Source organism: Bordetella genomosp. 5 (assembly GCF_002261475.1).
Lineage (GTDB): Bacteria > Pseudomonadota > Gammaproteobacteria > Burkholderiales > Burkholderiaceae_B > Bordetella.
In genome coordinates, this window is the sequence record NZ_NEVN01000004.1 from 123,111 (window position 1) to 148,892 (window position 25,782).

General features: G+C 63.2%; 29 protein-coding genes. 15 read left to right on the plus strand and 14 right to left on the minus strand.

The genetic code is table 11. From position 1 onward, the window contains the following. Positions 1–5: 5 nt before the first annotated feature. From CEK29_RS07080 to CEK29_RS24205, 7 genes are all read left to right on the plus strand, one after another. Positions 6–854, plus strand: a complete 849-nt coding sequence (locus CEK29_RS07080; protein ID WP_141218313.1) for a hypothetical protein — start codon at positions 6–8, stop codon at positions 852–854. After that, entirely contained in the window at positions 851–1,648 is a 798-nt protein-coding gene (locus CEK29_RS07085) for a hypothetical protein (RefSeq protein WP_094857688.1), read from the plus strand. The genes CEK29_RS07080 and CEK29_RS07085 overlap by 4 nt, the downstream gene beginning before the upstream one ends. Before the next feature lie 1,201 nt (positions 1,649–2,849). After that, on the plus strand, positions 2,850–3,272 hold the full coding sequence (locus CEK29_RS07090; protein WP_094857689.1) for a hypothetical protein: 423 nt from the start codon (positions 2,850–2,852) through the stop codon (positions 3,270–3,272). Between the two features lie 65 nt (positions 3,273–3,337). Further along, complete coding sequence (locus tag CEK29_RS07095) at positions 3,338–3,778, plus strand: hypothetical protein (protein ID WP_094857690.1); 441 nt, start codon at positions 3,338–3,340, stop codon at positions 3,776–3,778. 13 nt (positions 3,779–3,791) lie between these two features. Further along, positions 3,792–4,346 (plus strand): lysozyme, encoded by a 555-nt coding sequence (locus tag CEK29_RS07100; RefSeq protein ID WP_094857691.1) that lies wholly within the window; start codon positions 3,792–3,794, stop codon positions 4,344–4,346. Next, positions 4,343–4,738, plus strand: a complete 396-nt coding sequence (locus CEK29_RS07105; RefSeq protein ID WP_094857692.1) for a hypothetical protein — start codon at positions 4,343–4,345, stop codon at positions 4,736–4,738. The genes CEK29_RS07100 and CEK29_RS07105 overlap by 4 nt, the downstream gene beginning before the upstream one ends. Continuing rightward, positions 4,683–4,835: a hypothetical protein gene (locus CEK29_RS24205; RefSeq protein WP_440588315.1), complete on the plus strand. Its 153-nt coding sequence runs from the start codon at positions 4,683–4,685 to the stop codon at positions 4,833–4,835. The genes CEK29_RS07105 and CEK29_RS24205 overlap by 56 nt, the downstream gene beginning before the upstream one ends. A gap of 480 nt (positions 4,836–5,315) precedes the next feature. On the opposite strand, the gene CEK29_RS23830 is transcribed toward CEK29_RS24205, so the two are convergent. Both CEK29_RS23830 and CEK29_RS07110 read right to left on the minus strand, forming a co-directional pair. Further along, positions 5,316–5,477: a hypothetical protein gene (locus tag CEK29_RS23830; protein WP_176456847.1), complete on the minus strand. Its 162-nt coding sequence runs from the start codon at positions 5,475–5,477 to the stop codon at positions 5,316–5,318. A 631-nt stretch (positions 5,478–6,108) separates the two neighbouring features. Next, complete coding sequence (locus tag CEK29_RS07110; protein WP_440588310.1) at positions 6,109–6,390, minus strand: cold-shock protein; 282 nt, start codon at positions 6,388–6,390, stop codon at positions 6,109–6,111. A gap of 528 nt (positions 6,391–6,918) precedes the next feature. Between CEK29_RS07110 and CEK29_RS07115 the strand changes: the two genes are divergently transcribed. Next, a complete protein-coding gene (locus CEK29_RS07115) occupies positions 6,919–7,149 on the plus strand; it encodes a hypothetical protein (RefSeq protein WP_094857693.1) in 231 nt (76 codons plus the stop codon). A gap of 909 nt (positions 7,150–8,058) precedes the next feature. Next, entirely contained in the window at positions 8,059–8,940 is an 882-nt protein-coding gene (locus CEK29_RS23445) for an H-NS family nucleoid-associated regulatory protein (protein WP_141218314.1), read from the plus strand. A gap of 125 nt (positions 8,941–9,065) precedes the next feature. Here the strand turns inward: CEK29_RS23445 and CEK29_RS07130 are convergent, their stop codons facing one another. From CEK29_RS07130 to CEK29_RS07140, 3 genes are all read right to left on the minus strand, one after another. Continuing rightward, on the minus strand, positions 9,066–9,737 hold the full coding sequence (locus CEK29_RS07130; RefSeq protein WP_094857695.1) for an SOS response-associated peptidase: 672 nt from the start codon (positions 9,735–9,737) through the stop codon (positions 9,066–9,068). Between the two features lie 132 nt (positions 9,738–9,869). Next, complete coding sequence (locus CEK29_RS07135) at positions 9,870–10,265, minus strand: hypothetical protein (RefSeq protein WP_094857696.1); 396 nt, start codon at positions 10,263–10,265, stop codon at positions 9,870–9,872. 112 nt (positions 10,266–10,377) lie between these two features. Continuing rightward, on the minus strand, positions 10,378–10,593 hold the full coding sequence (locus CEK29_RS07140) for a hypothetical protein (protein ID WP_094857697.1): 216 nt from the start codon (positions 10,591–10,593) through the stop codon (positions 10,378–10,380). A 1,002-nt stretch (positions 10,594–11,595) separates the two neighbouring features. Here CEK29_RS07140 and CEK29_RS07145 point away from each other — a divergent pair. Continuing rightward, complete coding sequence (locus CEK29_RS07145; RefSeq protein WP_255176092.1) at positions 11,596–11,985, plus strand: type II toxin-antitoxin system RelE/ParE family toxin; 390 nt, start codon at positions 11,596–11,598, stop codon at positions 11,983–11,985. Beyond that, positions 11,978–12,319, plus strand: a complete 342-nt coding sequence (locus CEK29_RS07150; protein WP_094857698.1) for an XRE family transcriptional regulator — start codon at positions 11,978–11,980, stop codon at positions 12,317–12,319. Before CEK29_RS07145 ends, CEK29_RS07150 begins: the two co-directional genes overlap by 8 nt. Positions 12,320–12,599: 280 nt before the next feature. On the opposite strand, the gene CEK29_RS07155 is transcribed toward CEK29_RS07150, so the two are convergent. From CEK29_RS07155 to CEK29_RS07185, 6 genes are all read right to left on the minus strand, one after another. After that, a complete protein-coding gene (locus CEK29_RS07155) occupies positions 12,600–12,869 on the minus strand; it encodes a transcriptional regulator (RefSeq protein WP_094857699.1) in 270 nt (89 codons plus the stop codon). 42 nt (positions 12,870–12,911) lie between these two features. Continuing rightward, positions 12,912–13,241 (minus strand): Imm58 family immunity protein, encoded by a 330-nt coding sequence (locus CEK29_RS07160; protein ID WP_176456848.1) that lies wholly within the window; start codon positions 13,239–13,241, stop codon positions 12,912–12,914. A 687-nt stretch (positions 13,242–13,928) separates the two neighbouring features. Beyond that, positions 13,929–15,842: an autotransporter domain-containing protein gene (locus CEK29_RS07170; RefSeq protein WP_141218315.1), complete on the minus strand. Its 1,914-nt coding sequence runs from the start codon at positions 15,840–15,842 to the stop codon at positions 13,929–13,931. A gap of 722 nt (positions 15,843–16,564) precedes the next feature. Beyond that, the gene (locus CEK29_RS07175) at positions 16,565–17,308 is read right to left on the minus strand and encodes a sulfite exporter TauE/SafE family protein (protein WP_094800415.1); all 744 of its coding nucleotides are present in this window, start codon (positions 17,306–17,308) and stop codon (positions 16,565–16,567) included. A 237-nt stretch (positions 17,309–17,545) separates the two neighbouring features. Continuing rightward, a complete protein-coding gene (locus tag CEK29_RS07180) occupies positions 17,546–18,091 on the minus strand; it encodes a hypothetical protein (protein WP_094857702.1) in 546 nt (181 codons plus the stop codon). A 75-nt stretch (positions 18,092–18,166) separates the two neighbouring features. Beyond that, positions 18,167–19,141 (minus strand): XRE family transcriptional regulator, encoded by a 975-nt coding sequence (locus CEK29_RS07185; RefSeq protein ID WP_094800411.1) that lies wholly within the window; start codon positions 19,139–19,141, stop codon positions 18,167–18,169. 418 nt (positions 19,142–19,559) lie between these two features. Here CEK29_RS07185 and CEK29_RS07190 point away from each other — a divergent pair, with 418 nt between their 5' ends. Together CEK29_RS07190 and CEK29_RS07195 are read left to right on the plus strand one after the other, a co-directional pair. Next, the gene (locus CEK29_RS07190; RefSeq protein WP_141217929.1) at positions 19,560–19,907 is read left to right on the plus strand and encodes a hypothetical protein; all 348 of its coding nucleotides are present in this window, start codon (positions 19,560–19,562) and stop codon (positions 19,905–19,907) included. After that, positions 19,904–20,188 carry a hypothetical protein gene (locus tag CEK29_RS07195; protein WP_141218316.1) on the plus strand — a complete coding sequence of 95 codons (285 nt, stop codon included), beginning with the start codon at positions 19,904–19,906 and terminating at the stop codon, positions 20,186–20,188. The genes CEK29_RS07190 and CEK29_RS07195 overlap by 4 nt, the downstream gene beginning before the upstream one ends. Before the next feature lie 25 nt (positions 20,189–20,213). Here CEK29_RS07195 and CEK29_RS07200 read toward each other — a convergent pair whose 3' ends face one another. Beyond that, entirely contained in the window at positions 20,214–21,158 is a 945-nt protein-coding gene (locus tag CEK29_RS07200; protein WP_094857704.1) for a c-type cytochrome, read from the minus strand. Then, entirely contained in the window at positions 21,151–22,509 is a 1,359-nt protein-coding gene (locus CEK29_RS07205; RefSeq protein ID WP_094857705.1) for a c-type cytochrome, read from the minus strand. Before CEK29_RS07205 ends, CEK29_RS07200 begins: the two co-directional genes overlap by 8 nt. A 396-nt stretch (positions 22,510–22,905) precedes the next feature. Between CEK29_RS07205 and CEK29_RS07210 the strand changes: the two genes are divergently transcribed. Beyond that, a complete protein-coding gene (locus CEK29_RS07210; RefSeq protein WP_094800404.1) occupies positions 22,906–23,190 on the plus strand; it encodes a hypothetical protein in 285 nt (94 codons plus the stop codon). Positions 23,191–23,279: 89 nt separating this feature from the next. Here the strand turns inward: CEK29_RS07210 and CEK29_RS07215 are convergent, their stop codons facing one another. Then, positions 23,280–24,095: a prohibitin family protein gene (locus CEK29_RS07215; RefSeq protein WP_249279067.1), complete on the minus strand. Its 816-nt coding sequence runs from the start codon at positions 24,093–24,095 to the stop codon at positions 23,280–23,282. A gap of 434 nt (positions 24,096–24,529) precedes the next feature. Here CEK29_RS07215 and CEK29_RS07220 point away from each other — a divergent pair, with 434 nt between their 5' ends. Further along, a complete protein-coding gene (locus CEK29_RS07220) occupies positions 24,530–25,756 on the plus strand; it encodes an MFS transporter (RefSeq protein ID WP_094857989.1) in 1,227 nt (408 codons plus the stop codon). The last annotated feature ends 26 nt before the right edge of the window (positions 25,757–25,782 follow it).

A 25,782-nucleotide genomic window follows, 5' to 3' on the forward strand; every position in this document is an offset into this window, starting at 1 on the left:
GCAATGTGACTTTTATCTACCCCTGCTACAGCGACAGGGGCACGGTCAGCACGGCCGGAGCGGCCTGGCGCACGCCGTTGGCGGCCATGCAGGATCCGCGACTGTCGCGCGTGGCACGCTCAGCGACCGTGGCGCCGGCGGATACCGCATTCGACGTCGACCTCGGCGAAGCCCAGGCGGTCGCGGGCGTCGCGCTCGTGCGGCATAACCTGTCGCTGGGCGCGCGCTGGCGCGTGCGGATCTCGGGCGTGCCTGACTTCGCCACCTCGTTTTACGACAGTGGCTGGCGGCCGGCCTGGAATCGGGTGTACCCGTGGGGCAATGTCCCCTGGGGCTCGCCCAACTGGTGGGACGGCATGCTCAGCGAGCGCTACCGCCGCGGCTACCCGTCGCTGTCTGTGATGCTGCAGGCGGGCTCGACGTTCGGCCGATACCTGCGCATCGAAATCGACGATCACACGAACCAGGACGGCTACATCGAGATCGGGCGGCTGTACGTGGGCGACCGCTGGCAACCGAAGTTCAACGCGAGCTACGGCGCGAGCCTCCAGTGGGGCACCGAGTCGAGCTCGGACCGCGCGGTGGACGGCACCGAGTATTTCGACCGGCGCGAGGGCCTGCGCTCGGTGACCTTCGAACTGGCCCGCGTCACGCGCGAGGAGGCGATGACCCGCGTGCTGGAGATGCACCGCGTGCTGGGCGTCGATCAGCAGCTGCTCTTCTTCCTCAATCCCGATGACTCGGAGAATCTTTTGCGCACCTCTTTCCTCGGGCGTCTGAGCAAGCTCAACCCGATCACATACCCCCATTTCGGTGCGAACTCCACCGGCTACGAGATCAAGGAAGCGCGATGACGCAAGCCACTGTCAACGGCAATACCTACAGCGACGATGGGACGTCCGAGCGCGACATGCGCGGCTACGGGTACACCACCTGGTTCTTCCCGCTCATCAACGACTTCCTCGAAGAGGTGGTGGCGACGCTCGCGCAGATGCAGGCAGACGTCGAGTCGGCCGACGAGGCGAAGGCCGCCGCCGGCACCGCACGCGACGAGGCGCAGACGGCGCGCTCGGCGGCACAGAGTGCTCGCAACCAGGCCGGCGTGCATGCGGGGAACGCGAACGATGCAGCGTCCTCCGCGGCTGGCGCGGCTAACACCGCGAACAACGCGGCGACGGCGGCCGTGAATGCCGCAACCGCCGCAGGCCAACAGGCAACGCGGGCCGAGCTGGCGGCCGAGGCGGCGGAGGAGGCCGTCGTGGGCGCGCTCATTAATGACCAGGAGGCACTCAAGGACAAGACCTACTCATCCATTGAACTGGAAAAGCGCTTTGCCGAGTTCGCCCAGCTGAAGCGCCAGGGCTTCACGCCCATCAGCGGCGTGGGTCCGCATCAGCTGGAGCGGGGCAAGAGCTACGCCGTGTTCTCCCTCCCCGGAGCGGTCTCGGTCATGGTTTGCCCGACGGCGCCGGCTGACGGGGACCGGTTCTGGCTGACCGATATGACGGGCAGCTGGTCGGACAGCCCGCCCCAACTCCAGCGCAATGGGCAACTCATCATGGGCCTGGCCGAAAACATGGGCCTTGATTTCAAAAACGCCTCTCTTGAGGTTTCGTTCAATGTCACTCGTGGATGGGTCGCACGATGAGCCTTCTCAGTCAATTTTTCGGCGGTGCCAGCGGCTCTCAGAGCAACAAGCCGCCTGCTACACCGATCCTTAGCCGCATCTTCTGGTCATCTGACCAGCTCGTTATTCCGCGCGATGGCTGGTATCAAATCGTCGGAGTGGGGGCAGGTGGGTCTGGCGGTTTGGCTCTCCTCCGCGGTAGCGCCGTACTCTCGTGTTTGGCTACGGGTGGGGCAGCCGGTGCGGACATGAAGGATGTTTACTGGCTCACCGCTGGCACGACCGTCACCGTAGTAGTTGGTGCGGCCGGGAGCGCGGTCAATCCGGTTTCTAACACGACGAGCCAAGGAATAAACGGCATTGCAGGCGGTACGACCACCATTCAGATCGGTAGTCGACCTCTGATCACCTTGGGAGGGGGAGAGGGTGGAAAAGGCACCCTGATGAGTTCCACTCTGACTGGTGCACAGCCCGGTACTGCAACTGGCCTCTCGTATACCCCTCAGAAGGCTGGAAGGAGTGGAGACATTGACGTATCTGGTTCCGGTGGAAGCACAGTACGTGTGGTCGCTACGGGCGGTACCGCGCCGAATGTAATAGGCCGATCTGAAACAGACCTTAAAACGGGAAGCGTGACACTCTCCGTCTCGGCGGGGTCCAATGTTGTCGGTGTCGCCACGGGAGGTGGTTCACCAGGGGGCGGATCGGCCGATGTCGTCACAACCTCTCCCGGAAATCGCGCCACAGGTGGTGGTGGTATGGGCGGGCGTGGCACTGGAGAAGGAAGCAGCGGTGCTGGTCCGGATATCTTCGGGAACACCTCGACGAGCCCGGTAGCAGCACCTTCCCTAAGCCCGTTCAATCTGAGCCAATTCCTGTTCAATTTGTTTGGGAATGGAGGCGCTGGATACACCAGCGTTCCGGTCGCGGGGGCATTGGACTTTTCAACGTCCCCAGGTGGAGCAGTGGGGGGGCTTGCCACTAACTCGTCACAGTCAAATTCCTCGGTCACTGGTTTTAAAAGTGGGCCGATGGCGGGCGGCGGGGGACTTGCGGCTACTGGCCGTAACACCTCTACCTCAACGCTGGGTGCAGATGCAGGTTTTGGTGCGGGTGGGGGCGGTGCCGCCATCCATGTGGGCAGCGAGAGCGGAAGTATCAACGGCTCTTCGTTCGCGTCGGGGAAAGGCGGTGCCGCCTTCGTCATGATTATGGAGCTGTAATGCCTACGTTCAAGATCTTCGATGAGCAAGGCGCCCACATCAATACGATCGTGGCTGACTTGGCCTTCGTCCAGGTTCATTTTCCCGATCGCTTCGAGGAGATCGCCACCCCGCTGTTCACCTGGGACACCGTGGTGGATGGGCGGTATTGGTGGATCGGTGTGGGGGCGTTCTACGATCGGTTTGCCGGCGCCAAAATCGCAGTACTCGCGCGCGCCGACCCGACGATCCAGGCCATGGTCCGCGACACGCAGATCCGCCAGTACATCGATCTCAAGCGGACCGACGTCGGCCAGCTCGTCGCCTACATCGCCGAGGCCGTGCCGGAACTGACGGAGGCGCTGGCGGATTCGATCCTCAACGCGCCGACGACCGACGACGAGCGTTTCGTGAAAGGCCTTCCGCAACCCGCCGACGCATAGCGTCGCCGCTGCATCAAACCATGCCGCCCTTCGGGGCGGTTTTTTTTGGCCCATAGGAGCGAGACGTGACTGAGCGTCGACAACTTCCACCGGACATCCCGACCGCGGCGCAGGTGGCTCAGCTCATCGAGCGCGTCGGGAATCAGTCCGAGGACATCAAGGAAATGAAGGCTTCGGTGGCCCAGATCAGCCAGGCGCTCCTCATCGTGACCGGCATGCAGCGCGACCTTGCCCACATTGACGAGAAGGTACGGCAGCTCTTCGCGATCTCCGACCAGCGCGGGCCGCTGCTGGCGCTGCAGGACAAGCGAGTGACCGCGCTGGAGCGTTGGAACAAGGTGCTGGGGACGTTGGCCCTCTCCTGCATCGGCGTGGTGGGGTGGGGCGTCCAGCGCATCGAGTACCTGTACCAGATGGACAACCGCATCGCGATCCTGGAGCTGCTCGTGGGCGGCAAGCAGGTAGAACAGGTCTTCGGGGCGCCTCGCAGCTCCGAGCCCAAATGAACTGAGGCACCAGATGAAACTTGGAACCAAAATTGCGGGTGGCGCTGCGGCGCTCGTCGCCTCCGGCGCACTGGCGCTGCTCTCGAATCCTCTCAGCACCTTCCTCGGTCGCTGGGAGGGGACCGGCCAGAACGTCGTGTATGCCGATCGACTGGCGGGAGGCTTGCCGACCGTGTGCAAGGGCATCACCAAACACACGAGCCCCTCGCCCGTGGTGGTGGGTGATTACTGGTCGCCGGAGCGATGCGCTGAGGTTGAGCGCATGGTGGTGGAGAAGGACCAGCTCAAGTTGGCCCAATGCATCAACGTGGTCATCAGCCAACCCATCTTCGACGCGCTCAGCAGCCATGCGCACAACGTGGGCGTGCCGTCGACCTGCGCGAGCCGAGCGGTGGGTCTCATCAATGCCGGGCGGCTGGCTGAAGGGTGCAACGCGCTGGCGAACGCGCCGGACGGGTCGCCCGTGTGGTCGTATGTGAGCGGGCCGAAGGGGCAAAAGGTATTCGTGCAGGGTCTGCGCAATCGTCGCCTGGACGAGCGGCGGCTCTGCCTGACGGGGCTGCAATGATCGCCCGCGCAGTTGGGCCGTATCTGATCGGTGCCGCCGTCATCGTGGCCGTGCTCGTCGGCGCGCGCTGGTATGGCGCCGGCCGGTACGACGCCGGCGTGGCCAAGGCCAACGCGGACCACGCCTTGGCCGAGCTGAACGAGTTCAAGACCCAGACCGGCCGCCTGGCCGGCATCGCCACGACCTTCGAGGCGTCCGTCGCCGAGCTGCGCGCCGCCGAGCCTAAGGTCATCGAGAGGTACACCCGTGTTGAAATCCAAAGCCCTTTGCCTGCTGGCTGCCGCATTGACGCTAACCGGCTGCAGCACATCAACGAAGCCGGCCGCCTGGCCAATTCTGCCGGCCAACCTGGCCCAGCCGTGCCAGCCGGTGCCAGAAGTGGCCAGCGATAGCTGGGACGACTTCGCGCGCAGCTACATGGCGCTCGCTGTCCAATACGGAGTTTGCGCTGCTCGGCACCGCTCCTTGGTGGAGTCGTGGCCTAGATAGAGACGCCACGCCCAGCTTAGCGTCGCGGATTGGCATGAGAATTGCTGTTAACCTAGGGTACGCGCCCCAGTCTTCACAACATAACGCTCAGCCGGCCGCCTCTTCGGGTCCACTGATACTCAGGACTCATGATGAAAGAGCACGCCGGAACGACGTTAGTCAGTACGTTGGAGATCATCCAATTTGACGTACTAAGCGCTATTTGGCGCATCGTCACTGTCGATGAGAAGAGTGGCGTTCTGCACTCGGTAGTAGAGAGTAAAAGACGCTACTCAAGCTGGACGGAGGCCAAAGCTGCAGGTGAAGAGGCCCTGCGGAATTTAAATCCAACTTGATCCTTCAGCTGTTTCTTGAGCCCCAAAAAAAACATCGCCGACTCTCGCGTCCAAGCGATAAGCCAGCGATCGTTTTTTAGGCCGTCTCAGGCCAAGCTTTTACAGTTCACGCAGGTAGAGTGCTGCGGCGAAAATGCAATACTCTTCATTGCTGAGGGCGTTGCTTTTGCGTTGCATCTTTCGCCCGCTTGCGCTCTTGCTCTTCGCGCTGTTCTTGGGTTTTTTGATCTTGCGGGCTGTTACCCGAATTCTTCGGGTCGACTTGATCCGTAGACTCCAAAGGGCCAAAACGTGTAGGGAATGTCATGATAAATACCTGTATTTTGTGAGTGGCAAATGCCACACTTTCACACTACGCTGAATCGAAGGCCAAACCAACGGATCAATTGAAACAAGCAGCGCGCTGCTGATTATTTTAAGGTTTTCTTGTTTGGCCGTCTGCGAACTAAAAATCTAGCCGGCGTAGTAAGAATTGTCTGGTGTCCACGGGTCAGCTTCTTCTCTAGTCGCAGTGTCGTTAGGAGCACTGCTCGACTTGATGAGTAAGTTCTGACGAGAGGAGAGGCCATCGGGGGCGTGACAAACCATCCGTTTCATGATCGCTTGTTGAATGGCTGTCGTAATGTAATTTATGAAGGGGAAGGGCATTGAGGTCCTGGTGAGCTGCGCGCGCCGCATTCCAGCGCGAGACGTCAGTGTGGCTGCGCTGAATTGGAAGGAAATTTGGTACGCAAGTGTGCCTCAAGAGATCGCCACGTTCTCTCTTTAACAGGAAGCATCTGACGGAACCACAGATGAGCGCACGTTACACAGGGCAAAACGGCGATGTGGTTGGAGTTCGCCCATAGGGTGGCAACCTTCCTGGCTTGCTGGCTTTCTGAAATCACTTGTTCAGCAGCGTGCATTTGATAGTCCAATGTTTGAGGTAAGCAATACAATCACGTGAGTGATTCATTGCTAGCCCAGGTTCGCGAACGAGCTGCCTCGCGGAAGGGGCGGATATGCACGGCGTACGGACCCCTATCGCAAAATTGCGTGTCGAAACTTACCCGCTGGTTTTGGTATAGGAGTGGGCGGCCGGGGTCTTCAATGTTCGCACTATGTGCAAAGAGATCGTTGCTGCCATCGTCCGGCGTGATGAAGCCGAAGCCACTTTGAATATTGAACCATTTGACAGTGCCTGTATTCATTTTGAATCTCACTTGTAAGGCGGCCCGCATATCTCATTCTGTCGATGTTTGGTTCATTCGGGAAAATGAGGGTGCGCATGCCGAGCGCCTTCGTCGCACTCCAAAATGGAACGGGCAAAGGCCTGATGCTAAGTGGCATCGCGCAACCTGGCTCAGGACGGGGGCTGAGCGGTAGCGCGTATTTGTCACCCCAGGTCGAACTGAATGTCGTTTTGGCGGGGATAGAGGAGTACGCGGTCGATGGTCCCGCGCGTCGTCGAAAAGTCGACGTATTTCCCGCTAGGTAAATGAGGTGCGTAGTCGCAGTTGCGGCCCCCTTCGAATGGACGGGTCCGCTGGACTACAGTACCCCGTCCGACTCCGTAGACATAGGCTTTAATTGAAACAGTTCAATCGCTACTTGGTTGCAAATAAAAAATGGCGAGGACTGCTGGATAAGCACCACGTTGGCCCCGTCCCTGAAATTCAGTCCCCTTGGGTATCTGCTGGGCTACAGAGTTAGTCTGGGGCGGTGTGGGCTATAGCGATGCAATCGAAATGTGGCAAGAAGCATGCGCTATGCTGGCCGCGCTCGAGCGCGATCGCGGTGGGCTGACGTCGCGCGCATTGACGGCCTGCTCAAGCAGCTCGCCCAGCGGCGGCCCGCGACCGCCGCAACCGGCCCAGGAGCTGATGGCGCCGGTGCCGACTGGATCGGCTTATTTGGAGAGTGTCTCGCCCGAGCTGAAAGTCTTGGGCGACGACTTGGCCGGGTGGGAGCAGATGCTGCGCGGTTCGCGGACCAAGTGAGCGGCCTGCAGAGGTATGTCCGCGCTCTTAATGTGGAAGGGGTTTAATAGAGGCATGATACTTACTTATATTCCGGGATCCCCAGGCCGGCACTGATATACGCTGAATGGTAGGGGTGTCCCTATATCGGAAAGCCATGAAGCTTCACCCGGCACTTCTTTCGTCAGCACAGTCGAAATCCTCCAGCCCAATACGATCAGCTTTTTCTGGCGCATCCTCACGATCGACGAGGATATCGGGCGAGTTCATTCCATCGCGGAGTCGCGCGAGCGGTTCACCACGTTCGCGTCAGCGCAAGCTGCGGGCGACCTCGCGTTGAGTGAGTTGGAGTTCGCATAAAAGGGCCTACCTCACGTGGGCCTGCTCGTGAAAGGTTTCAGCGAGATGCTGTTCCAACGTGGAGCGATATCGCTCCATCTGAGATGTCTGCTCATACCAAGCTTGGGCAGTTTCCTCAGCGGCCGTCTCATCGAAATTATTACAATGAGCCCACGTGGCGCCAATGGCGGCCGCTTGGTATCCAGAGATCACCATGGTGAGTGTGGCTGTAGGCGTCATCTTGGTCCTCGGTGGAGACAGACGGTAATTCTTGCTGCCGTTCGGAAAACGGTACTGCGGTGGCGAAACGTCTGCGAGCCTTCTTGCGAACTGTTGCATCATCCCGATCCGGTCCACCGCAACCACCATCCCTGGTAGTAGAGTTGGTTCTCGAGTTCCTCGAAGCCGGCAGGCATCATGCCGCGAGAGGCTGGTTGTGCGCCGGAACCCGAACACTGCCGCCGCTAGCTAACTTTAGCTCTCTGCCGCCGGATAGGCGTAGACTGACCCTGGGGATCACCCTTTCGGGGGATCGTGTCCGTAGGCGAGGCAGTGAGGGCTACGATGTGCAGCCAGATTAGCGGGTGAGGTATGGAAGCAATAGAGGCAGTTCCGGAGCAGCGCGCCGGTCGCAGGATGCGCGTGGTCGCCCATCTTTTGGACTTGATGGACACGCACGACATCTCCATTGAGGATATCCGCACTGCGTACAACGAGGATCTGCACGACGAGATGCGGGTCGCTGCCCAGTATCGCGATCCTGAGTCGGGCCAAACCTGGGCCGGCCGAGGGCGCCCACCCCGCTGGATCGTCGATGGTGAGGTGACGGGTGTGAGTCGGGATCGCTTCCGAGTTGAGTCAGCGCCCCGGGGACGGCGGGACAGGGAGCCGGGTAATACTTTCGGTCGCGGCTTACGTCAGCAAATCGCGCGCGACCATATTTCTGACATCGCGCATGGGTTAGCCCAAGGAGGGCATTTCGACTCCTTGACCATGGAACAGATCGCAAGGGCGACCGGGATCTCGCGTGCGGGGCTGTACAACCACTTCCCACTGAAGGAAGCCGTGATCGGGCACTGGGTGGATCGACGTCTGAGCGATGTGCTCGCAGCCGCGGTGGTGCCAGCGGAAGAGAGCGGCTCTGCAGGTGCGCGCATTCAGGCGATATGGTTGGCTACCGTGCCCTGGTGGGCCGAGCACGAGGATTACGCTGTGCCCTATCTGCATTGCTTCTTTTGCAAGCAGTTGAATTCAGAGCAAGCGATGTTCCCAAATAGCTTCGCGCCGCTGTATCAACGCCTTTTGCTGGGCGTGAATCTCGGTGCTGCGCGCCAGAGTCAGCCATTCGCCCGAGTGGCTCGACAACTTCAATTTGGCTACTTGGCCGCTCTAGCTGAATGGTCCGCCGAGGACGGGGCGGACCTGGGTGATGCACTCACCGGAACCTTGCGCGTGACTGGGTGGCTGGACTGATTTGACTCGTCCCAGTCGTTCTCGCGCAGGCGCTGCTAGTAGCTATGGGGGCGGATGGGGCGGGGTACAGCAACCGCATGGCGATGAAGACTGGATGAAAATTCAGCATATCGCCGGCTCGCGGCCTATGGTTTGGGGACGGCCTCAGCAGCTACCAACTTATCGGCGGGATAGCCCATCAGGAGGTCGCCGGCTTCCCGCGGCCCGGCCGCCAGCCAGTCGCCGTAGGCAGCCTCAGGCAGGATCACGACCATCCGTTTCTCGTCGTTCGGCTTGTGGTACTCGCGGAACAGCGGGTGATCGGCGGCGTTGATGGTGAGCATGGTGAATGACTCAACCAGCTCGCCGGCGGAATTCCAATACCGATCCCATAGCCCGGCCACGCCAAGAGGGTGGCCATCGGCGCGAGTGAAGCGGGTGGGCACGGCCTTGCCGGTGCGCCAGTCTGGCTCAAATACGGCCTCGGCCGGCACGATGCAATGCTGCCCCCGGCGCCAGGCGTTCCCGAAAGTGAAGGACTTGGCCGCGCTCTCGCTGCGGGCGTTGAACGTCGAGAGCTTTCCGGCCTTATCCAACTGCGCCGGATGTGTTCGCGCCGAGATCAGACCCCAGCGTCCCGCGACGGCCTCGCGCGACGGCACGGCCTCGTCGCCGGAATCCCATTCGACGGGGCGGCGTATGAAGAGCCCCTGGTAACGCGGCCACATGTCGGCGGGCAGCTCGACGGTGGGGCGGTGAGCGTCGAAGTACTTGCGAAGGCGCTCGGCGTTCTTGACGGCTTGGTAGTGGCTACACATTTCGCACCCTGTGCACAGCAAACAGGCCGCCCACGCAGATCGGCCAGCGGCGTGCCCCAATTGCTGCAACCGACACTCGATCTGATGGCGCCGGTGTTGACTGCATTGGCATATTTGGAGATTGTGCGTTTGTCAGAGGCTTCCATTGACAAGGATTGCTATCCAGTCCGGGCGTAGCTCCCTGAAGCGTTTCTGGAGTACGCGATCAAGATCCAGGAGATTGGTAGGCCACGTCGGCTCGGGCGACTTCAGCTGCCCGGGATCCTGACGTCGTTCAACTTCAGCGGACGCAGATAAGACAGACTCGCAGGCTAATCTGTGCCCCAAAAAGGCGAGTTCCGCTGCGATGTCCCGCATTCTGCGGCAGTCTAGCGGCTCTATTACTTCGTTCCCCATCACGCCCCAGTTTCTAATCATCCGATGCAGTTCTTGCTTCAGATGTCCGAACCGCGTTGCACGCACGACAACAATACCGGCCACGATGCCGGTACCCAGTCCGATCATAATGTTCAAGACTACGTTCGCCATGTGGGCCGCTCCTCAAGATAGGGGGAAATATTATGGCGCTGATGTAAAGACCCGGCGAAAACCTGCTCGTAGGGGTGGTTGCGCCAAGCCTCGGCTTGGCGGAATGCAGCCTCTAATACATGTTGCAGTTCGTGACCGGTCCGTTGTTCATGCACTGCATGCGCGTGGGCTTAGAAGGAGCTAGCACGGGCGGAGGGACATAATAGGTCGGCTGTTGCCGAGACTGCTGCATTTGCTGGTTTAGCTGCAGTTGCTGCGTCAGAGACATCATCTGCGCATTCTGCTGCTGCATTGCCATCAGATAAACTTGGATGTCGTAGGCGCTCATTGCGTCTCGATAACCCGTATCCGCGCCGCTCTTGTCTTGGCACATGATCCGAGTGTCATTCAATACGCGGTACCGTTCGCATGAAGCATCGCCGGCCATGTAATATCGGCCATTGACCAGATTGGGAGCGGGAGCCGTGGCACATCCGGCCAGGATAAGCAGTGCGGCGCTGGCCATCAACCTAAAACAAGCGCTTCGATTCAACACAGGTGGACCCAGTTGGTGATGCCCGATCGTGGGGCGCCTTTAACGGGAGCCTGAGCCGGGCGGGTGTGAGCGAGGTGTCTCCAAGTGTATCGTCTGTCAGCGGCTGTCACAATGGCGCTGCGCTATTGGGCCTTTCGTCGAGTAAGCCGGCTTTGCATAACCCTTCTTCCGTAGCCTAGAGATCTGCAGTCGTCGGATTGAAATTGCACTAAGAACTCGGCCAGCCGCGTTAGCGCGTCGCATCTCTCAGTCCGAGAGACCCCGAGCGATCGCAAATACGATTTTGCAGTGCTTCGGAGGTCGCGGGGGGGTGAACCGCCGGATCTGTGGGCCGTATCAACCGGAGGGGTGCAGCTTTCGAAATGGGGCCACGGGCAAGCCCTGCCAGCCTGCGCGCGCGAGGCAGGGTGGGGGAAAAGCTGACACAACGGGCACAAATCGCAGTACTTGCCACACTCGCCGCGACATGGAATTTGGTGTTAAATCAATGTCTTAGTGTGTGCGCGGCACTCGTGGTAGGTGACTCATAATCCGTTGGTGCCGAGTTCGACTCTCGGGGGGCCTACCAAGAAATCCTGCAACATCAGGTACTACAGCCGCCAGCAATGGCGGCTGTTTCGTTTCTGGCGTCTGGTGTGCCCGGTAGTGTGTCCTTTCTGCGCGGGCGGCTCTATCGGTTCGCGCCGAGGATCCATACTGCTGCACCCCTTTTGATGTGATCTCTGGCGTTGCGACAAGCACGTCTGTCGGGATCTGCATTCCTTTGGTGGAATATTCCTTCGGGGCTATAATTCCATGGACGCTAGAGGCAGGCGGTTGATAGCGTGGGACGTCGAGTTCACCGACGAGTTCGAGCACTGGTGGAACTCGTTATCGGAAAGCGAGCAGGAATCCGTGGCAGCCACGGTGGGCCTGCTGGAGTATCTCGGCCCGGCGCTCGGGTTCCCCCATTCGAGCGGCATCAAGGGCTCGAAGCACGAGCACATGCGTGAGCTCAGAACGCAGTCGGGTGGTCATCCACTACGCACGCTGTATGCCTTCGATCCGAGAAGAATCGCCATTTTGCTGATCGGCGGCGACAAGACTGGCAATGACCGCTGGTATGAAGAATTCGTGCCGCGAGCAGACAAAATCTACGACGCGCATTTGGAACAGTTGCGGAAGGAAGGGCAGAACAATGGCTAAGAAATTTGCAGCACTCCGGGCGGGTATGTCGCAGGAATCGCAGCTTCGCGCCACGGCCGCGACCGCAGAAATGCTTCGGGAGATGCCACTGCAGGAACTGCGTCAGGCCCGCGGCCTGTCCCAGAAGGCCCTGGCCGACATTCTGCACGTACAGCAACCGTCCATTGCCAAGATGGAGAAGCGGACGGACATGTACATTTCGACGCTGCGCAACCACATCGAGGCGATGGGTGGCCAGCTCGACATCGTGGCCCGCTTTCCGGATGGGGCAGTGCGGATCAGCAACTTTTCGGATTTGTCGACCACTGCTGCTGCTGGCGACTCAGATACCTGATTGCCCTGAGACCGGAAAGGTCTCAGGTTGAGCTAACCCGAATTGGTCCAGTCTGGCACCTTATTCCGGGTGCCTACAGGGAAATGTAGTCTGACACCTTATCGAATGAAATGTAGTCTGACACCTTATTCCGCGATTCCAACGTTCGCGCCACAGGGGGGCTATTGGGAGAAGCGGTGTGGAGCCATCTACTTATTGGTGCCTACAGTGAAATGTAGTCTGACACCTTATTCGGGGTGGGCCGATCAAGTGAACGGGCTGCAGGGCTATATCCGCGCGTTCACGCCGCGGGCGCATCGTTGACGTCGAACTGGGCGCCGATCGCTCGCATCTTCGACTCGATCTTTGCCAACTCACTTTGTGAGAGAGCTAAGCGTGCGGCGAGATGGAAGAGATTGGGAAATGGCATCTCGCGCGGCTCGGCGCCGCCCGTGTACTTGCGCCAGTGCTGCTCGCCGACACAGGCGAGGGCTGCCATCTGCTTGCCCGTGAGCCCGTAGGCATTCTTCAGAGCCTGCAGTTGTTCTGCGGTGGGTGCTTTGTAATCCATACGAGTCGATGGTGTCGGCTATCTGACCATTGCGCAGCACTGTTAGTGGGAGCCAACGCTCACCAACTTGCCATCGTCGAATGTGAAAGGTACTTGATTAAACCAAATCACATTCTCTTCCTTCTTGATAAAGGAGTGCTTAGTGGGAAGTCGTTCAGACGCGGCTTGCAGCTTCTGAACGACTTCGTCCTCCGGCATCCCTACCCAAGCGACCTCCAAAAGCACCTTTAGCTGTCGCGTCACAGCGGCGTTGAGATCGAAGCTCGCCGAAGTGTATGTCAATGTTATTGATCGGTCGATCCAGAGGTATGCAAAGAGAGCGCAGGCGCAAAGGGATAGCGTCAACGCGACAGCAAGAATTTTGGTTTTCATACCAGTCACCCGTCTCGCATTAGGTTCAGGTGTCAGACTACTTTTGAACTGCGACGCATGCAATCTACGCCGTTGGTTCCCCCGGGGAGCTATCTCCCAGCCTGGCATCAGCGTGCTTGAAAGGCGACCGGGCCTTGGGTGGTCATTATTAACGCTCGTCGACGGTATCACCGGTTACGATCGCAAGGCTGGCGCATAAAGGTGTCAGACTACCTTTTCGCTTAAAGGTGTCAGACTGCCTTTTCATACATATTCCTAAGCAAAAGGCGGCCCACGGGCGGCCTTTTGCTTTTGGTGCAGTGGCTGCGACCTCACCTACGGGATCGGGCGAACGGCCACCCGCATAAAGGTGTCAGACTACCTTTCACAAGGATCGAATTCAGGGCTCGTGCGCGTGAGCTTTTCCGGCACATTGAAGCAACCGGGGAGTCGATCGTGGTGGCCGACCACGGCGAGCCTGTTTTAGAAATTCGTCCGTGTCGGGATGGGATGAAGCGCGACCCGCTCGATATGCTCCGTGGCTCCGTTTGCGCTTCGATCATCCTCTGTCGCCGGTTGGCGCGGATGCGTGGGGGCGGGGCCGAGATCGCAAAGACACATGTGCGGGTCTGGTGGCGGGGCCGCGTGTTGCCAGCGGCACCGTCCGCACCAGCGGCGATGGGTTGCCGCTGGCGCGCGTTCGCAGTGTCAGAACAAATACCGGTAATTGAACGAGCCCCAGTAGATCGGCGCCTGCCCCTGTGTCGTGACGTTGACCATGAACGACGCTTTGCTCTTGGGCGTGATGTCGGTTTCGACGCCGAGGCCCCATTGCAGCCAGTCGCGCTTGAGGGCGAGGCCGGGGAAGCGGAAGTCGTAGAGGCCGATGAGGTTGCCGGAGGCTGCGACGTCGCGTTTTTCGAAGCGGTGTGCGTAGGTCATGCGGCCGAGGATCGTGAGGCGTTCCGTGGCGCGCCATGTGGCGTCCAGGCCCAGGTGGGCCGTAGTGCTGTCGGTGGTGCGAGCGTCCCAGCGTACGGGGAATGCGCCGTCTTTTTCCGTGTAGCCGTCGAGGTGCGTGTTGAGGTAAGTGAGGCTCGTGTAAGGCGTCAGGGCGACCTTGCCCAGCGTTGCCGCGTTCATCCAGTCGAGGCGTACGCGGGCGCCCCAGGATTGGGTGTCGGGCTTGCCGGAGGCGGACGTTCGAACGCCGGCGTTCAGGTAGGCGCGGTCGATGTCGGAGCGGCCCGACGCGTACAGCGCGGTGATCGTGGTGTAGAGCGGAGTCTGGCTCAGGCGTACGATCGCTTCGGGCATGACGTAGCCCGCCTGGGTTTTGGTGATGCCGCCCAGGCCGGTGTCGGCGCGACTGCCGACGTAGCCGCCGGCGATGTTGAACTGCAGTTGCTCGTTGACGCGATATCCGAAGCCGACCTCGGCGTTCCATTCTTTGGCGTTGTACGGCGAGTGGGTTTGATTGCCCCAGTCGCCCGAGGTCCAGGCGGATGACTGCCCGCCGTTGGGGATCAGCCCACGCATCGGGTTGCTGTGCAAGCCGTTGATCAGCATGGTCATGCTTCGCGATGCGTCCAGCCCGGCGTTCGCGACCCGTGCAAGCCCCTGGTTGAACTCATACACATCGATCAGGCCGGTGCCGGGAGCCGGCACGGTGACGGTCGGGGGAGACGACTGGGGCGGGTTGGATGACGGGGGTGTCGCGGAGGGTGGCTGCGTCGTCGACGGCGGCTGCGTCGTCGACGGTGGCTGCGTCGAGGGCGGCGTGGTGGGCTCGGAGTCGGGAACGGTGGTTTGGGGCGGTTGCCGGGCGGGGGCGCGTGCGATGTACGGATTGCCATTGGTCAGTTGACCCACGACGACGGAGCCGTCGGCATTGACGCCGCGCGCGTTGCGAGTGGTGACGCCCTCCACGGTGGCGCCGGCCGAGCGCAGCCACTCTTCCACCGATTGCATGCCCGATTCCAGCGTCCAACGAAAGCCTCGCCATTCGTCGGTGGCCGTCGTGGAGTCGCCGACCACGGTCTTGCCGTCGCGGCTGACGGCATTCGCGCCGGAGGCGTTACCCCCCAGGGTGCCGAGGTCACGGTTTCGGCGAGAGTCGCCGAGGTCGAAGATGATGGCGCGGGTGCCGGGGGCCCAGTTGTTGGTGCCGTTGTAGAACTGCCCCGGCACAAACTGAGCGCCAACGACCACGACGCTGCCGTCTTTGCTGACGCCGGTCGCGACGCGATCGCTGCCATAAAGGGCCCATCCGTTTCGCCATACCGCGGCCGAGTCACCCTGGTAGCCTACCACCACGGTGCCGTCGTCGTTGGCGTCCAGCACGCGCGCGTCTGCGCCATACCTCGACGCGTTGGCATTGAAGTTTTCGGCGCCCGAGGCTGCCGTCCAGCGAATCGCCTGAATCGATCCGCTTTGGAGTCGGCGCCATCCGTAGACGGTATTTCCGTCTGCGGTCACCGCCGTGGCAACCGCGTCGGTATTGCCGACGCCGAAATCTAAGGTTTGGAGGCCGGACTGTTGGGTCCAGCGGATGGCGTTGCTGCCGTTTGTTCCTACGGCGACGCTGCCGTCTGGATTGACCGCGCGAAACGTGCAATTCATGCAAGGCTCTTGGGGGCCTGTGCTGAGCCACAACCGCGTTCCGACTACGGTGGAGCCATCCTCGCTCACGGCCCAGGCGGCACCCGGCGTGGTCAGGTCGCCAAAGACGGACGACTGCGCGTGGGCGGGAGACAGCGAATAGAGCAAGGCGGTGCCGCACACACCGATGAGCGACGGCAGACGACGCAACAGGAGAGGGGGGCGGGCGTGGGCCGTGCTGTGGGCGGAAGCGGAGGGTCGCATGCAACGTTAAATTGAAAGTGAGAATCCTCCGACTATGAAAGGCGAGAGCCCGAAAGAAATACACAGAATCTGGCGGAGAGGCGCTGGCAGACGCGGGGCAGACGCGGGGCAGACGCGGGCAGACGCGGGCAGACGCGAGCAGACGCGGGGCAGACGCGAGGCAGGCGCGTGGCAGGCGCGTGGCAGGCGCGGGGCTGGCGCGGGCAGACGCGGGCAGACGCGGGCTGGCGCGGGGCAGACGCGGGGCAGACGCGGGCAGACGCGGGCTGGCGCGGGGCAGACGCGTGGCAGACGCGAGGCAGGCGCGTGGCAGTCGCGTGGCAGACGCGGGCTGGCGCGTGCAGACGCGGGGCACGCGCTGGGCATGCGCGGGCAAACGGCGCCAGGCGGCGCCAGGCGCGCGGCGGGTTCTGCGGCGACGGGCAAGGCGGTGCAGGAGCGCAAATCTCAATTGAGCGGCGCGCCCGCGGAGCCGGGGGCTAACCCAGCATTCGCGCCAGCGCCGAGCTCAGCATGGTGAGGCCGGACAGGGTGAGCAGACCCAGGACGATCTGGCGGAAGCGTTGATCGCTGATGCCGAGATACAGGCGCGTGCCGAGAAAGGTGGGGATGAGCATCGCGGGAGCGACGATCGCGAGCAGGGGCAGCGTGTCGCGGGTGACGAGGCCGGTGCCCAGATAGGTCAGCATGATGACCGCCAGCATCGCCAGATTGAAGTTCTGGATGATGGCGCGCTGTTCGTCGCGCGGGAAGCCGCGCAGCAGGCACCACAGGGTGGGGACGACGCCGGTGAAGCCGCCGAGTCCACCCATGACGCCGCCGCCCAGGCCGGCAAGCGCGTCGGCGATACGGCCGCCAACCGAAATCTTCGGAATGTGCTGAATCAGCAGCATCGTGGGGCACCAGATCAGCAGGAAGGTGCCGAGCACCAGCTTGAACGTGTGGGTGTCGATCAGCGGCAACAGGCCGACGCCGATCGGAATCCCGGCGAGGCCGCCCAGCACGAAGGGCAACAGCTGACGCAGGCGGAAGCCGCGGCGCACGGAGAAGGCGGCGATCAGCTGGCCCAGCAAGCCGCCGAACACCGTGAGCACCGCGGCCAGTTGCGGCTCGAGCACCCAGACCCAGAACGACATGGCCACCAGGCCGAACGCGAAGCCCGACAGACCTTGCACGAAACCCGCCACCACCGCTCCCGCGGCGACCACCAGATATAGCGTCATTGCAGCATCCGACTCGAGTGACCCGGGAAGGGCCAGGCGTGCGGCCCTGTTGCGCGCACAACCAGGGCCATGCCCTGCGGCCTTGGCCTTTCCTGTGAGGAGCCTGGATTCTACTCGCCGGGGAGCGCGGCGACGTGACGGGGCCGTGCGCGGCGGCAGGGTGCCCAGCGCCTCATCGGGCGGTTCGGCGATGCCGACAGGGGCGCGAACAGCGGCCGCGTGTGTGGAAGGGGACGCCTAGACGGCCTTCGAGCTCGGCCAGCCGTGGCGCTGGTGGAGGTCGGCGAGCTGAGCGGGCTGCAGCAGCAGCGTGCCACGGCCGGGCGCATGGCGGCGGCCGCAGCGCAGGCGATCGTCGAGCGCCATGGCGGCGGTGAGTGTGCACGCGACGGAGTTGCTGTTGGGGCCGAGTCCGAGGAACGGGTAGGGGAGGTCGAGGGCGTTGAGCATGCGGCCGGCCTCGCGTAGCGCGGCCCAACGTTGCATGGCCTCGGCGTGAGTGCCTTCGAACAGCGTGACCCGCGGTTGGGTGGGGCGGTAGAGCGCGGCCCGATCGAACTCATGCACCTTGAGCCGATCCGAGGGCAGATAGCCGATCGGCTTGATCCGGCCGCTGCGGGAGGTGGCCAGGCCATCGGCCTCGCGCAGAAGGCGGTTTGCCGGATCGAGCAGCGCGATCAGGTCATGGCCGAAGAAAGCGCCGAAGGGGAATTGCGATCGGACGATACGAAACAGCGCCGGGTGGGCGTCGGATGGACCGTGCGCCGGGGGCGTGTCGGGCATCACGAGCGGCGGCCCCGGCGGTGTCGGCGCGCGTGCGAGCGGCGCGAGGACTGAATCGGTATCACGGGCGCTGTCTCAGCTGTAGATGATCTGGCTCGGCGGGACGACGGCCGCGATCGGGTGCACGTGCCGGACGGCCGTGCCGGGGACGCTCATGCGGATCTCGCCATTGACCGACATCACTTCGATGTCGCCCGTGCGGGCGTGCTGGAACAGCAGCTCTTTGGCCATCTTGCGGCCGTCTTCGAGCTGCAGCACCACGTACTCGCCGGGGGTGGGGCGGCCGCTGGGCTCGACCACGATGTACCAGCCGTTGCGGATGGCGGGCTTCATGCTGTCGCCTCGCACCTTCAAGACGTAGGCGTTGGGATCCTTGGAGTTGAAGAGCAGATAGCCGTCGCCGTGGCCCGCCGGATATTCGAGCTCGTCGTAGAAGCCGTTTTCGCCGAGCTGGGCCATGCCCACCACCGGAATCCGTCGGGTGGCGTGATAGGGGCCGACGTAGGTGACTTCGTCTTCGGACAAGGTGTGGGTGAGGTCGTCGGGCGGAAGCTGCTGCAACAGCGCGGTGGTGACCTCGCCGAACGACAGCGCCGAAAGGCGCGCGAGCAGCGGCGTGTCGACCTCGAGCGCGTGCGCGAAACGCGCCAAGACATCAGGAGCCGGCGTGGCCCCCTTCTCGATGGCCGCGAGGGCGGCGGCATCGATGCCGGCGAGATCGGCCAGCTTCTCGGCGGACATGCCGCGCGCCATGCGCACATGCCGGATCGCGCGGCCGATGGGCGCGGCGGCCGATGCGCCGGCCGGATCACGGGCAGCACCGTTGGCGGCCTCGTGCGGCGTGTCCATCCAGTTGGCCGGCAAGCCGAAGACTTCTTCCATCTTGCGTGCGGCGCGGTCGCCGATGTCCTTGGCGCTGGTGGTGTAGCGGCTGACCAACGAGGGCGTGGAGTAGCCCAGCAGCAACGCGGCGCGGGTCTGGTTGCCATCGCACCGCAGGTCGATGGCGCGCGCGAGATTGTCGCGGCGGATTTCTTTGATGGACTTCATAGGCGGCACGGGCCCTGCCTTGACCGGATTGGTAAATGAACCGATATGGTAACGCTAAATCACTTGTGCGGTTTACCAAATTGGTAATAGACTGATTCGCATGAATTTGACGAACCAACGCAGCGAATCTTCCTACAGCACTGTAGGAGAGAGGCCAGTGTACCTGCTGTGGGCAGGGCGGCGCCAGCGAAGGTATGACCGTATTGGTCATTTTCATCCATTGGCTCCCGTCGCGGCTCCCCGTTACGGCTTGCGGGTGCCCAGGGCAACCGCAAGGCCAGCGTGGCGGTTCGACCTGGGCGGCCGTGCGATGCGACCACGCCGCGCCCTCATCAAGGAGAACAACATGCATGCATCACCTCGCAGCCAATGGCGCGAGCCTCGGCCAATATCAAATGCCGGGATTTCCGGGCGCACCTTGACCGGCGACGACCTGCTCTGGAACTGGGCGCGTTGGGCCTGGTCTGGCACCGCCGTAGGCAACATGGCGCCGTACCTGTCGGAAGCCGAGGTGGTGCGGCCCATCAATGAGCGTCACGCCCAGCAGGTGCAGTCGATGTACGAAATGCTGCCCTGGCATGAGCGCATGGCCGTGATCGCCGAGTATCCGCAGAAGCACGCGCGCTTCGGCGCGCTCGATGCCGGCGCGCGTGGCACCGCGGCGCGCCGCTGGATCGCGGAGACGACCGGCGTCACGCTGTCGCAGGCGCAGTATCAGAACTACGTAGGAATGTTTCGCGAAGCTGTCGCAAGGAGGATCTTGTGAAATACGCAATGGAAGTGATGGACCTGCTCGAGACCTATCCGCAGCGCTCGTTCCGGGTTGTGGAGTTGGTGCGGCATGCCACGCGGGGCCGCGCGCTGGACGTGCGCGAGCGCGCGGCGGCACGCAAAGCCGTACGACGCGTGCTCGATGCCTTCATCGACACCGGCCTGGTCGAGGTCGTGGTGCCTGCCACCACGCCCGGCTCTTATGCGGAGTACGGCATGGCGCTGCAAGGTCGAGAGGCACCCGCGAGCCGCACCATGGCGCTGGCAGCCGCATAGATGGAGACCTCGGTGCCCTCGGCGATCAGTAGCGCGCATCCTTCGGCTTGTTGCCCTTGGGCCAGTCATTGGCCTTGCCCGCGAAGTCGGGGCGGGGCATATGGGTGAAGAACTCGGCGACGTCCACCGCGTCCTGGTCGGACAGCACGCCGCCTTCGCCCCAATGCCCGGTCATGTTCACGCCCATGGGCATGTTGTTGCGAATGAAGGAGGCCGCCTTGTAGGTGCGCGCCAGCCCCGCGCCGATATTGAACGACTCGTCGCCCCACAAGGGCGGAAACGTCACCTGGCCGGCGGCATCTTTTTTGCCGGCCCCATTCTCGCCATGACAGGCGGCGCAGTGCTTGGCATACAGCGCCGCGCCGCGCGTGGCATCGGGCACGAGGCGCGTGTCGATCGGATAGGCGTTCTGGATCTGCACCTTCGCGCCGTGAGGCACATCCTGAGCCAGCCATTTCATGTAGGCCACCATCGCGGCCATGTCGGCGCCGTCGCGGGCCAACGGCTTGCCGTTCATCGAGCGTTGGAAACAGCCGTTGATGCGATCCTCCAGCGTCACGATGCGGTCGGCCCGCGGGTTGTATTGAGGAAACGTGTTGAAGGTATTGATGTAGGGCGCACCCAGCGGCTTCTTGCCTTGCTGAATATGACAGCTATTGCAGTTCATGCTCGCGCCGGTATTGGCCGGCAGCAGGCGGCGGGTATCGTTGAGCAGGCGCTGACCGAGCCGGATCTGCGCGGCGTTGGGCTCGCGGTCGATCGCGGTGTCGTCGGGAATGACGTAGTCGGGCAGGCGTTTGCCGTCCTTGTCGCGAACTTCGTAGCGAATGATCTCGCCGGGGGCGCGCGCGGCGGGCTCGGCCGCTTCCTGCGCGGGGGCACGCGCCCCGGATCCGGCCAGACTTGCCGCGGGCGCCAGCATCACACTCAGCAGGGCAGCCGTCACGCTCGCACGCATACGCTCATTCATTCTTGTCTCCTTGCACCTGGGGAACGATGTGCGGCGCCTTTGCCGCGAGAAACGCGCGGGTGGCCGCGACGTCCCGCGCGGCGATCGGCGGCGCCTGATTGGTCCATGCACCACGGATAAAGCTGACGAGGCTGGCGATGTCTTCGTCGCTCAACATGCGGAAGGCCGGCATCGCAAACGCCATCGCGTCGTGATCGTTGGCGGGCATGGTGCCGCCCTCCAGCGTGATCTGAATCAGCGACTGCGGATACTCGGCAAAGACGGCCGAGTTGCCCGCCAGTGCCGGGAACGTCCGCGGCACGCCCTGGCCATCGGCACGGTGACACGCGGCGCAGTACTCCATATAAAGCACGGCGCCGCGCGTCGTGAGTCGGCCCGCCTGCAGATCGGCGGTGGTGGTATCCGCTTTGTCGGGAAATTGCTTGAGACGACCGGCCACCGGCGGCAGGTGCTTGAGATACGCCGCGACCGCCTGCAAATCGTCGTCCGTGAAGTAGCGCGTGCTGTGCTCCACCACGTCCGCCATCGCGCCAAACGCGGCGACCTTGTCCGTGCGGCCGGTTTTCAGAAAGTCGACGATCTCTGCCTGGCTCCAGGCTTGCAGGCCTTGGGCCTCGCCGCGCAGGCTTTTCGCGCGCCAGCCATCGATGACGGCGCCCGACAGGAACGCATCGCCATCGGCCAGCGACATGGCCTTCTCCTGATACGCGAGGCCGCGTGGCGTATGGCACGAACCGCAGTGCGCCGGGCCCTCGACCAGAAATGCGCCGCGCGTGATGCGGGCGTCCGCGCCCTCGGGCGGTACGAACTCACGGTCCGGTGCGAACAGCAGCTGCCACCAGGCCATCGGCCAGCGCATGTTCAGCGGCCAGGGGATGGTCGATGGCGCGTTGCGCTGTACGACAGGTTCGACGCCGCTGCGGAAGTAGGCGTACAGCGCCTGCATGTCCGCGTCGGGCATGATGGCGTACGACGGATAGGGCATCGCGGGATAGAGCGGCGCGCCATCCATGCGCACGCCATGTTGAACCGCATCGCGGAACGCGGCATAGCTATAACGGCCGATACCGGTCTCGGGATCCGGTGTGATGTTGGTGGTGTAGAGGGCGCCTACCGGCGTCTCCATCGCGCGCCCGCCGGCAAACGGGCGGCCGCCGGGGGCGGTATGACAGGCAACGCAATCGGCGGTACGTGCGACGTATTCTCCGCGCGCGATGCGACCCGGATCCTTCACGTCGGGCTCGGCGGCTTGCGCCGTTCGCCGGCTCTCTCCCACCCAGTGCGCGCCTCCGATGGCGCCGGCGGCAACCAGCGCGATGCCGGCCGCGGCCGACAGCAGTTTCTTTCCCATGCAGCAACCCCTACGGCTGAGTCGCTGGTCCGTGCCCGGCAGATGTCGCGCCTCGGTGTATCCAGCTTATGGGCGCAAGCTTAGTGTTCGTCTCCTCGCAAAAGCGCTCGCGCGGCCGATATAAAACGCGTTCGATTGATCCCCCGCAAACGCAGGGCGCGTGTCGCGCTAGCAGGACATCCTGGCCGCTTCGGCGGGACGGACAGTGCGACAATTTGTCCGGGGCATTGCGTCCACCGTCAGCGCGATCAGTGGCGCTGCCCGCGACACCGCTCCAGCACCAATGTCCGCCATCTCGCGGACTTTTTTTTCGTCTGTCGATCGTGATCCCGGCATCGCGGAAGCGGTATGACAGCCTGATTCTTTACGCTGGCCTCGCCAGCAGAGGAGTACATCGTGGCACAAGAGCCGAATATCGAAGCCGCCCTCGAAAGTCTGAACGCGCGCGTGGCCCGGATGGAACGCGACATGGCGGCCAATGCGCGCATGACGACGCGCAACACCAAACTGACCGAGCAGCTCGGTCGCGACACCCAGGATATCGTCGAGACTTACCAGGCGTGGGCAGGCTGCATTCGCGTGCTGCAGGGGCTGGGGCGCCTGGCGAAACCGCTGGCCTGCATCATCGGATTGGTGACGGCCATCCTGACGGCCGGGTCCGCCTGGCAAGGCTTTAAGTGATGCCTGCCGAAAATCTTGCCGCCGACGCGCGGCCAAAAATAACGGCGGCCCTGGGCCGCCGTTATTGTCTGAGCGCGGGGCCCAGGCGTTTACTTGATGCCGATGAAGGGCAGGGCGGAGCCCGGCACCTGCGTTTCGGGCAGCTTGCCGTCCCACTTCTCGACCGCGTTCAGGTTGACGAGGTTCGTGTTGGTGGCCAGCGCGCGGGCCTTGGCTTCGATGGCGGCCGCTTCGGCGTCGCCGCGCAGCTTGATGCCGTCGGCTTCGGCCTTGAAGGCCGCGATACGCGCCTTGGCGGCGGCCTCTGCCTGCACGACCTGGATCTCGGCCTGGATTTCGGCGGTCTGCTTCTGCTGACGCGTCGTCTCGATCTGCACCTGGGCGAGCATGCGCTTTTCGATGCTGTCCTCATAAGCCTTCGAGAAGCCGACCTCTTCGATCTGCACGCTCACCACGGTGACCGGCACGTCCTGCAGCGCCGCGCGCATGGCGGCGTTTGCGTCCATGCCCATCTTCTCGCGTTGCTGAATCGCGCTGGCCGCCGTGTACTTGCCGAACACGTTCTTGATGACGTCGTAGGTACGGCGTTCGATCACGCGCTGTTCGAGATTGCCGAGGGTCTGGTACTCGGAGTATAGGTCGGCCACCTTCTCGGGCGGCACCTGGTAGGTGATGGAGACACGCAGGCTGGCAGGCTGCTGGTCGTAGCTGTAGGCCTCGAGCGGCGCCGAGCCGCGGCCGCCGAACGAGATCGTGTGGTCGCGCACCGAGATCGAGTGCACCGTATCGATCGCCGGCACCTTGAAGCCCAGGCCGGGATCCGCCACGCTCACGATCTTGCCGTTGCGCAACACCACGCCACGTTCGCCTTGGTCCACCTGGAACCACGAACCGAACACCAGCATCAGGACGACCAGGAACACGACGACGCCGAGCACCGCCCACTTCACGGACCCCTGCACCGCGCCACTCTTGATCAGTTCTTTGCTTGCCATTGCTTGTTATCTCCCTTTGCCGTTGCGTTCGGCGAAATAGGCTTTGATGCCCTTGACGAGGAAAAAGGCGACGACCGCCGCGCCAATGAATATCAATGCGGTGCGCATGGGGTTCCCTCCCGTGATTCGTGCCGGGCGCAATAGTAGGGCCAAGGGTGGTTGCGCGGGCAACGGTTGTGACGCTGAATGTGGCTACATGAAACTGAATGTTGATGCTATGCCTGTTGCTGCCGGCGCGCCGCGCGGCCAGGCGGGCAGGCACGCCGCCTGTCGTGCGCGGGCGGATTGCTCGCGCAAGATTCGGGAGGCGTGCCGGGCCGCGGCTCGCTACGCTGCGCGCCATGATGACCCGATCCGACACGCCATTGCCGCCCGACGTGCGCCGCCTCGTGCGCTCCTGCTTCGCCGCGCAGGGAGCCGAGCAGCTTGCGCTCGCCATCGCGCCCTTGATCGCCGTGCTGGCGTGGGGTGCCGACGCGTCTCGGACGGCATGGTTGCAAGCGGGCCAGACCTTGCCCTTTCTGTTGCTCGCGCTGCCACTGGGCGTCCTCGCGGACCGCGCATCGCGTTCGCGCTTGATGTGCGCCGCTGAGCTGCTGCGCGCGTCCACGCTGCTGCTGCTGGCGCTCTTGTGGACACAGGACAGTCTCTCGCTCGTGGGGTTGGGCCTGCTCGGTGCGTTGGGGGCCTGCGGCACGGTGGCCTATAGCGTGGCGGCGCCGGCGCTGGTGCCTGCGCTGGTGGGCCATGCGCAACTCACGCAGGCCAACCGGCAGCTCGAGCTCATGCGCAGCCTGGCGCTGGCCTTCGGGCCGCTGGTGGCAGGGGTGGCTTTTCAGCGTGCCGGTCCTGCCGTGGCGCTCGACCTCGCATGCCTGATGTCTTTGTTTGCCGCCTGGCAACTGCGGCAGTTGGCCCCCGAGGCGCCGCGCCGGCCGTCGCATGCGCGACCGCTGCGGCAATTGCGCGAGGGCATCGGGTTCGTGCTGGGCCATCCCTATCTGCGGCCCATCATGCTCACGGCGGTGGTCTTCAACATCGCCTGGTTCGTGCTGCAGGGCATTTACGTGGCGTACGCGGCATCGCGGCTGGCGCTCTCGGCCGCGCAGATCGGTCTCACGCTGGGGCTGTACGGCGTGGGCATGGTGGCCGGGGCGTGGGCGGCGCCGGCGCTGGCGCGCCGCTGGACCTTCGGCGGTCTGGTGGCCTGCGGGCCGGCGAGTGCGCTGGTGGCGGCGCTGCTGATGGCGGGCAGCGTGGCCTGGCCGACGTTGTGGCTGGTGGCGCCGGCCTTCGTGCTGTTTGGCGCGGGGCCGATCGTATGGACCATCGCCACCACGTCGCTGCGTCAGGGCGTCACGCCGCCGGACATGCTTGGGCGCGTGTCTTCCGTGATTCTCACGGCCACGTACGGCGCCAGGCCCTTGGGCGCGGCACTGGGTGCGCTGGTGGCCGCGCAGGCGGGCGTGGCGGCGGCGCTCTTTCTCTGTGTGGTCGGCTTCGCCTTGCAGTGGGCGATTCTCTGGCGGTCGCCGGTCCGCAAGTTGGACACCTTGCCACGCGCACCGTGAACCGCTCGTGCGCCGGGTTACGATCA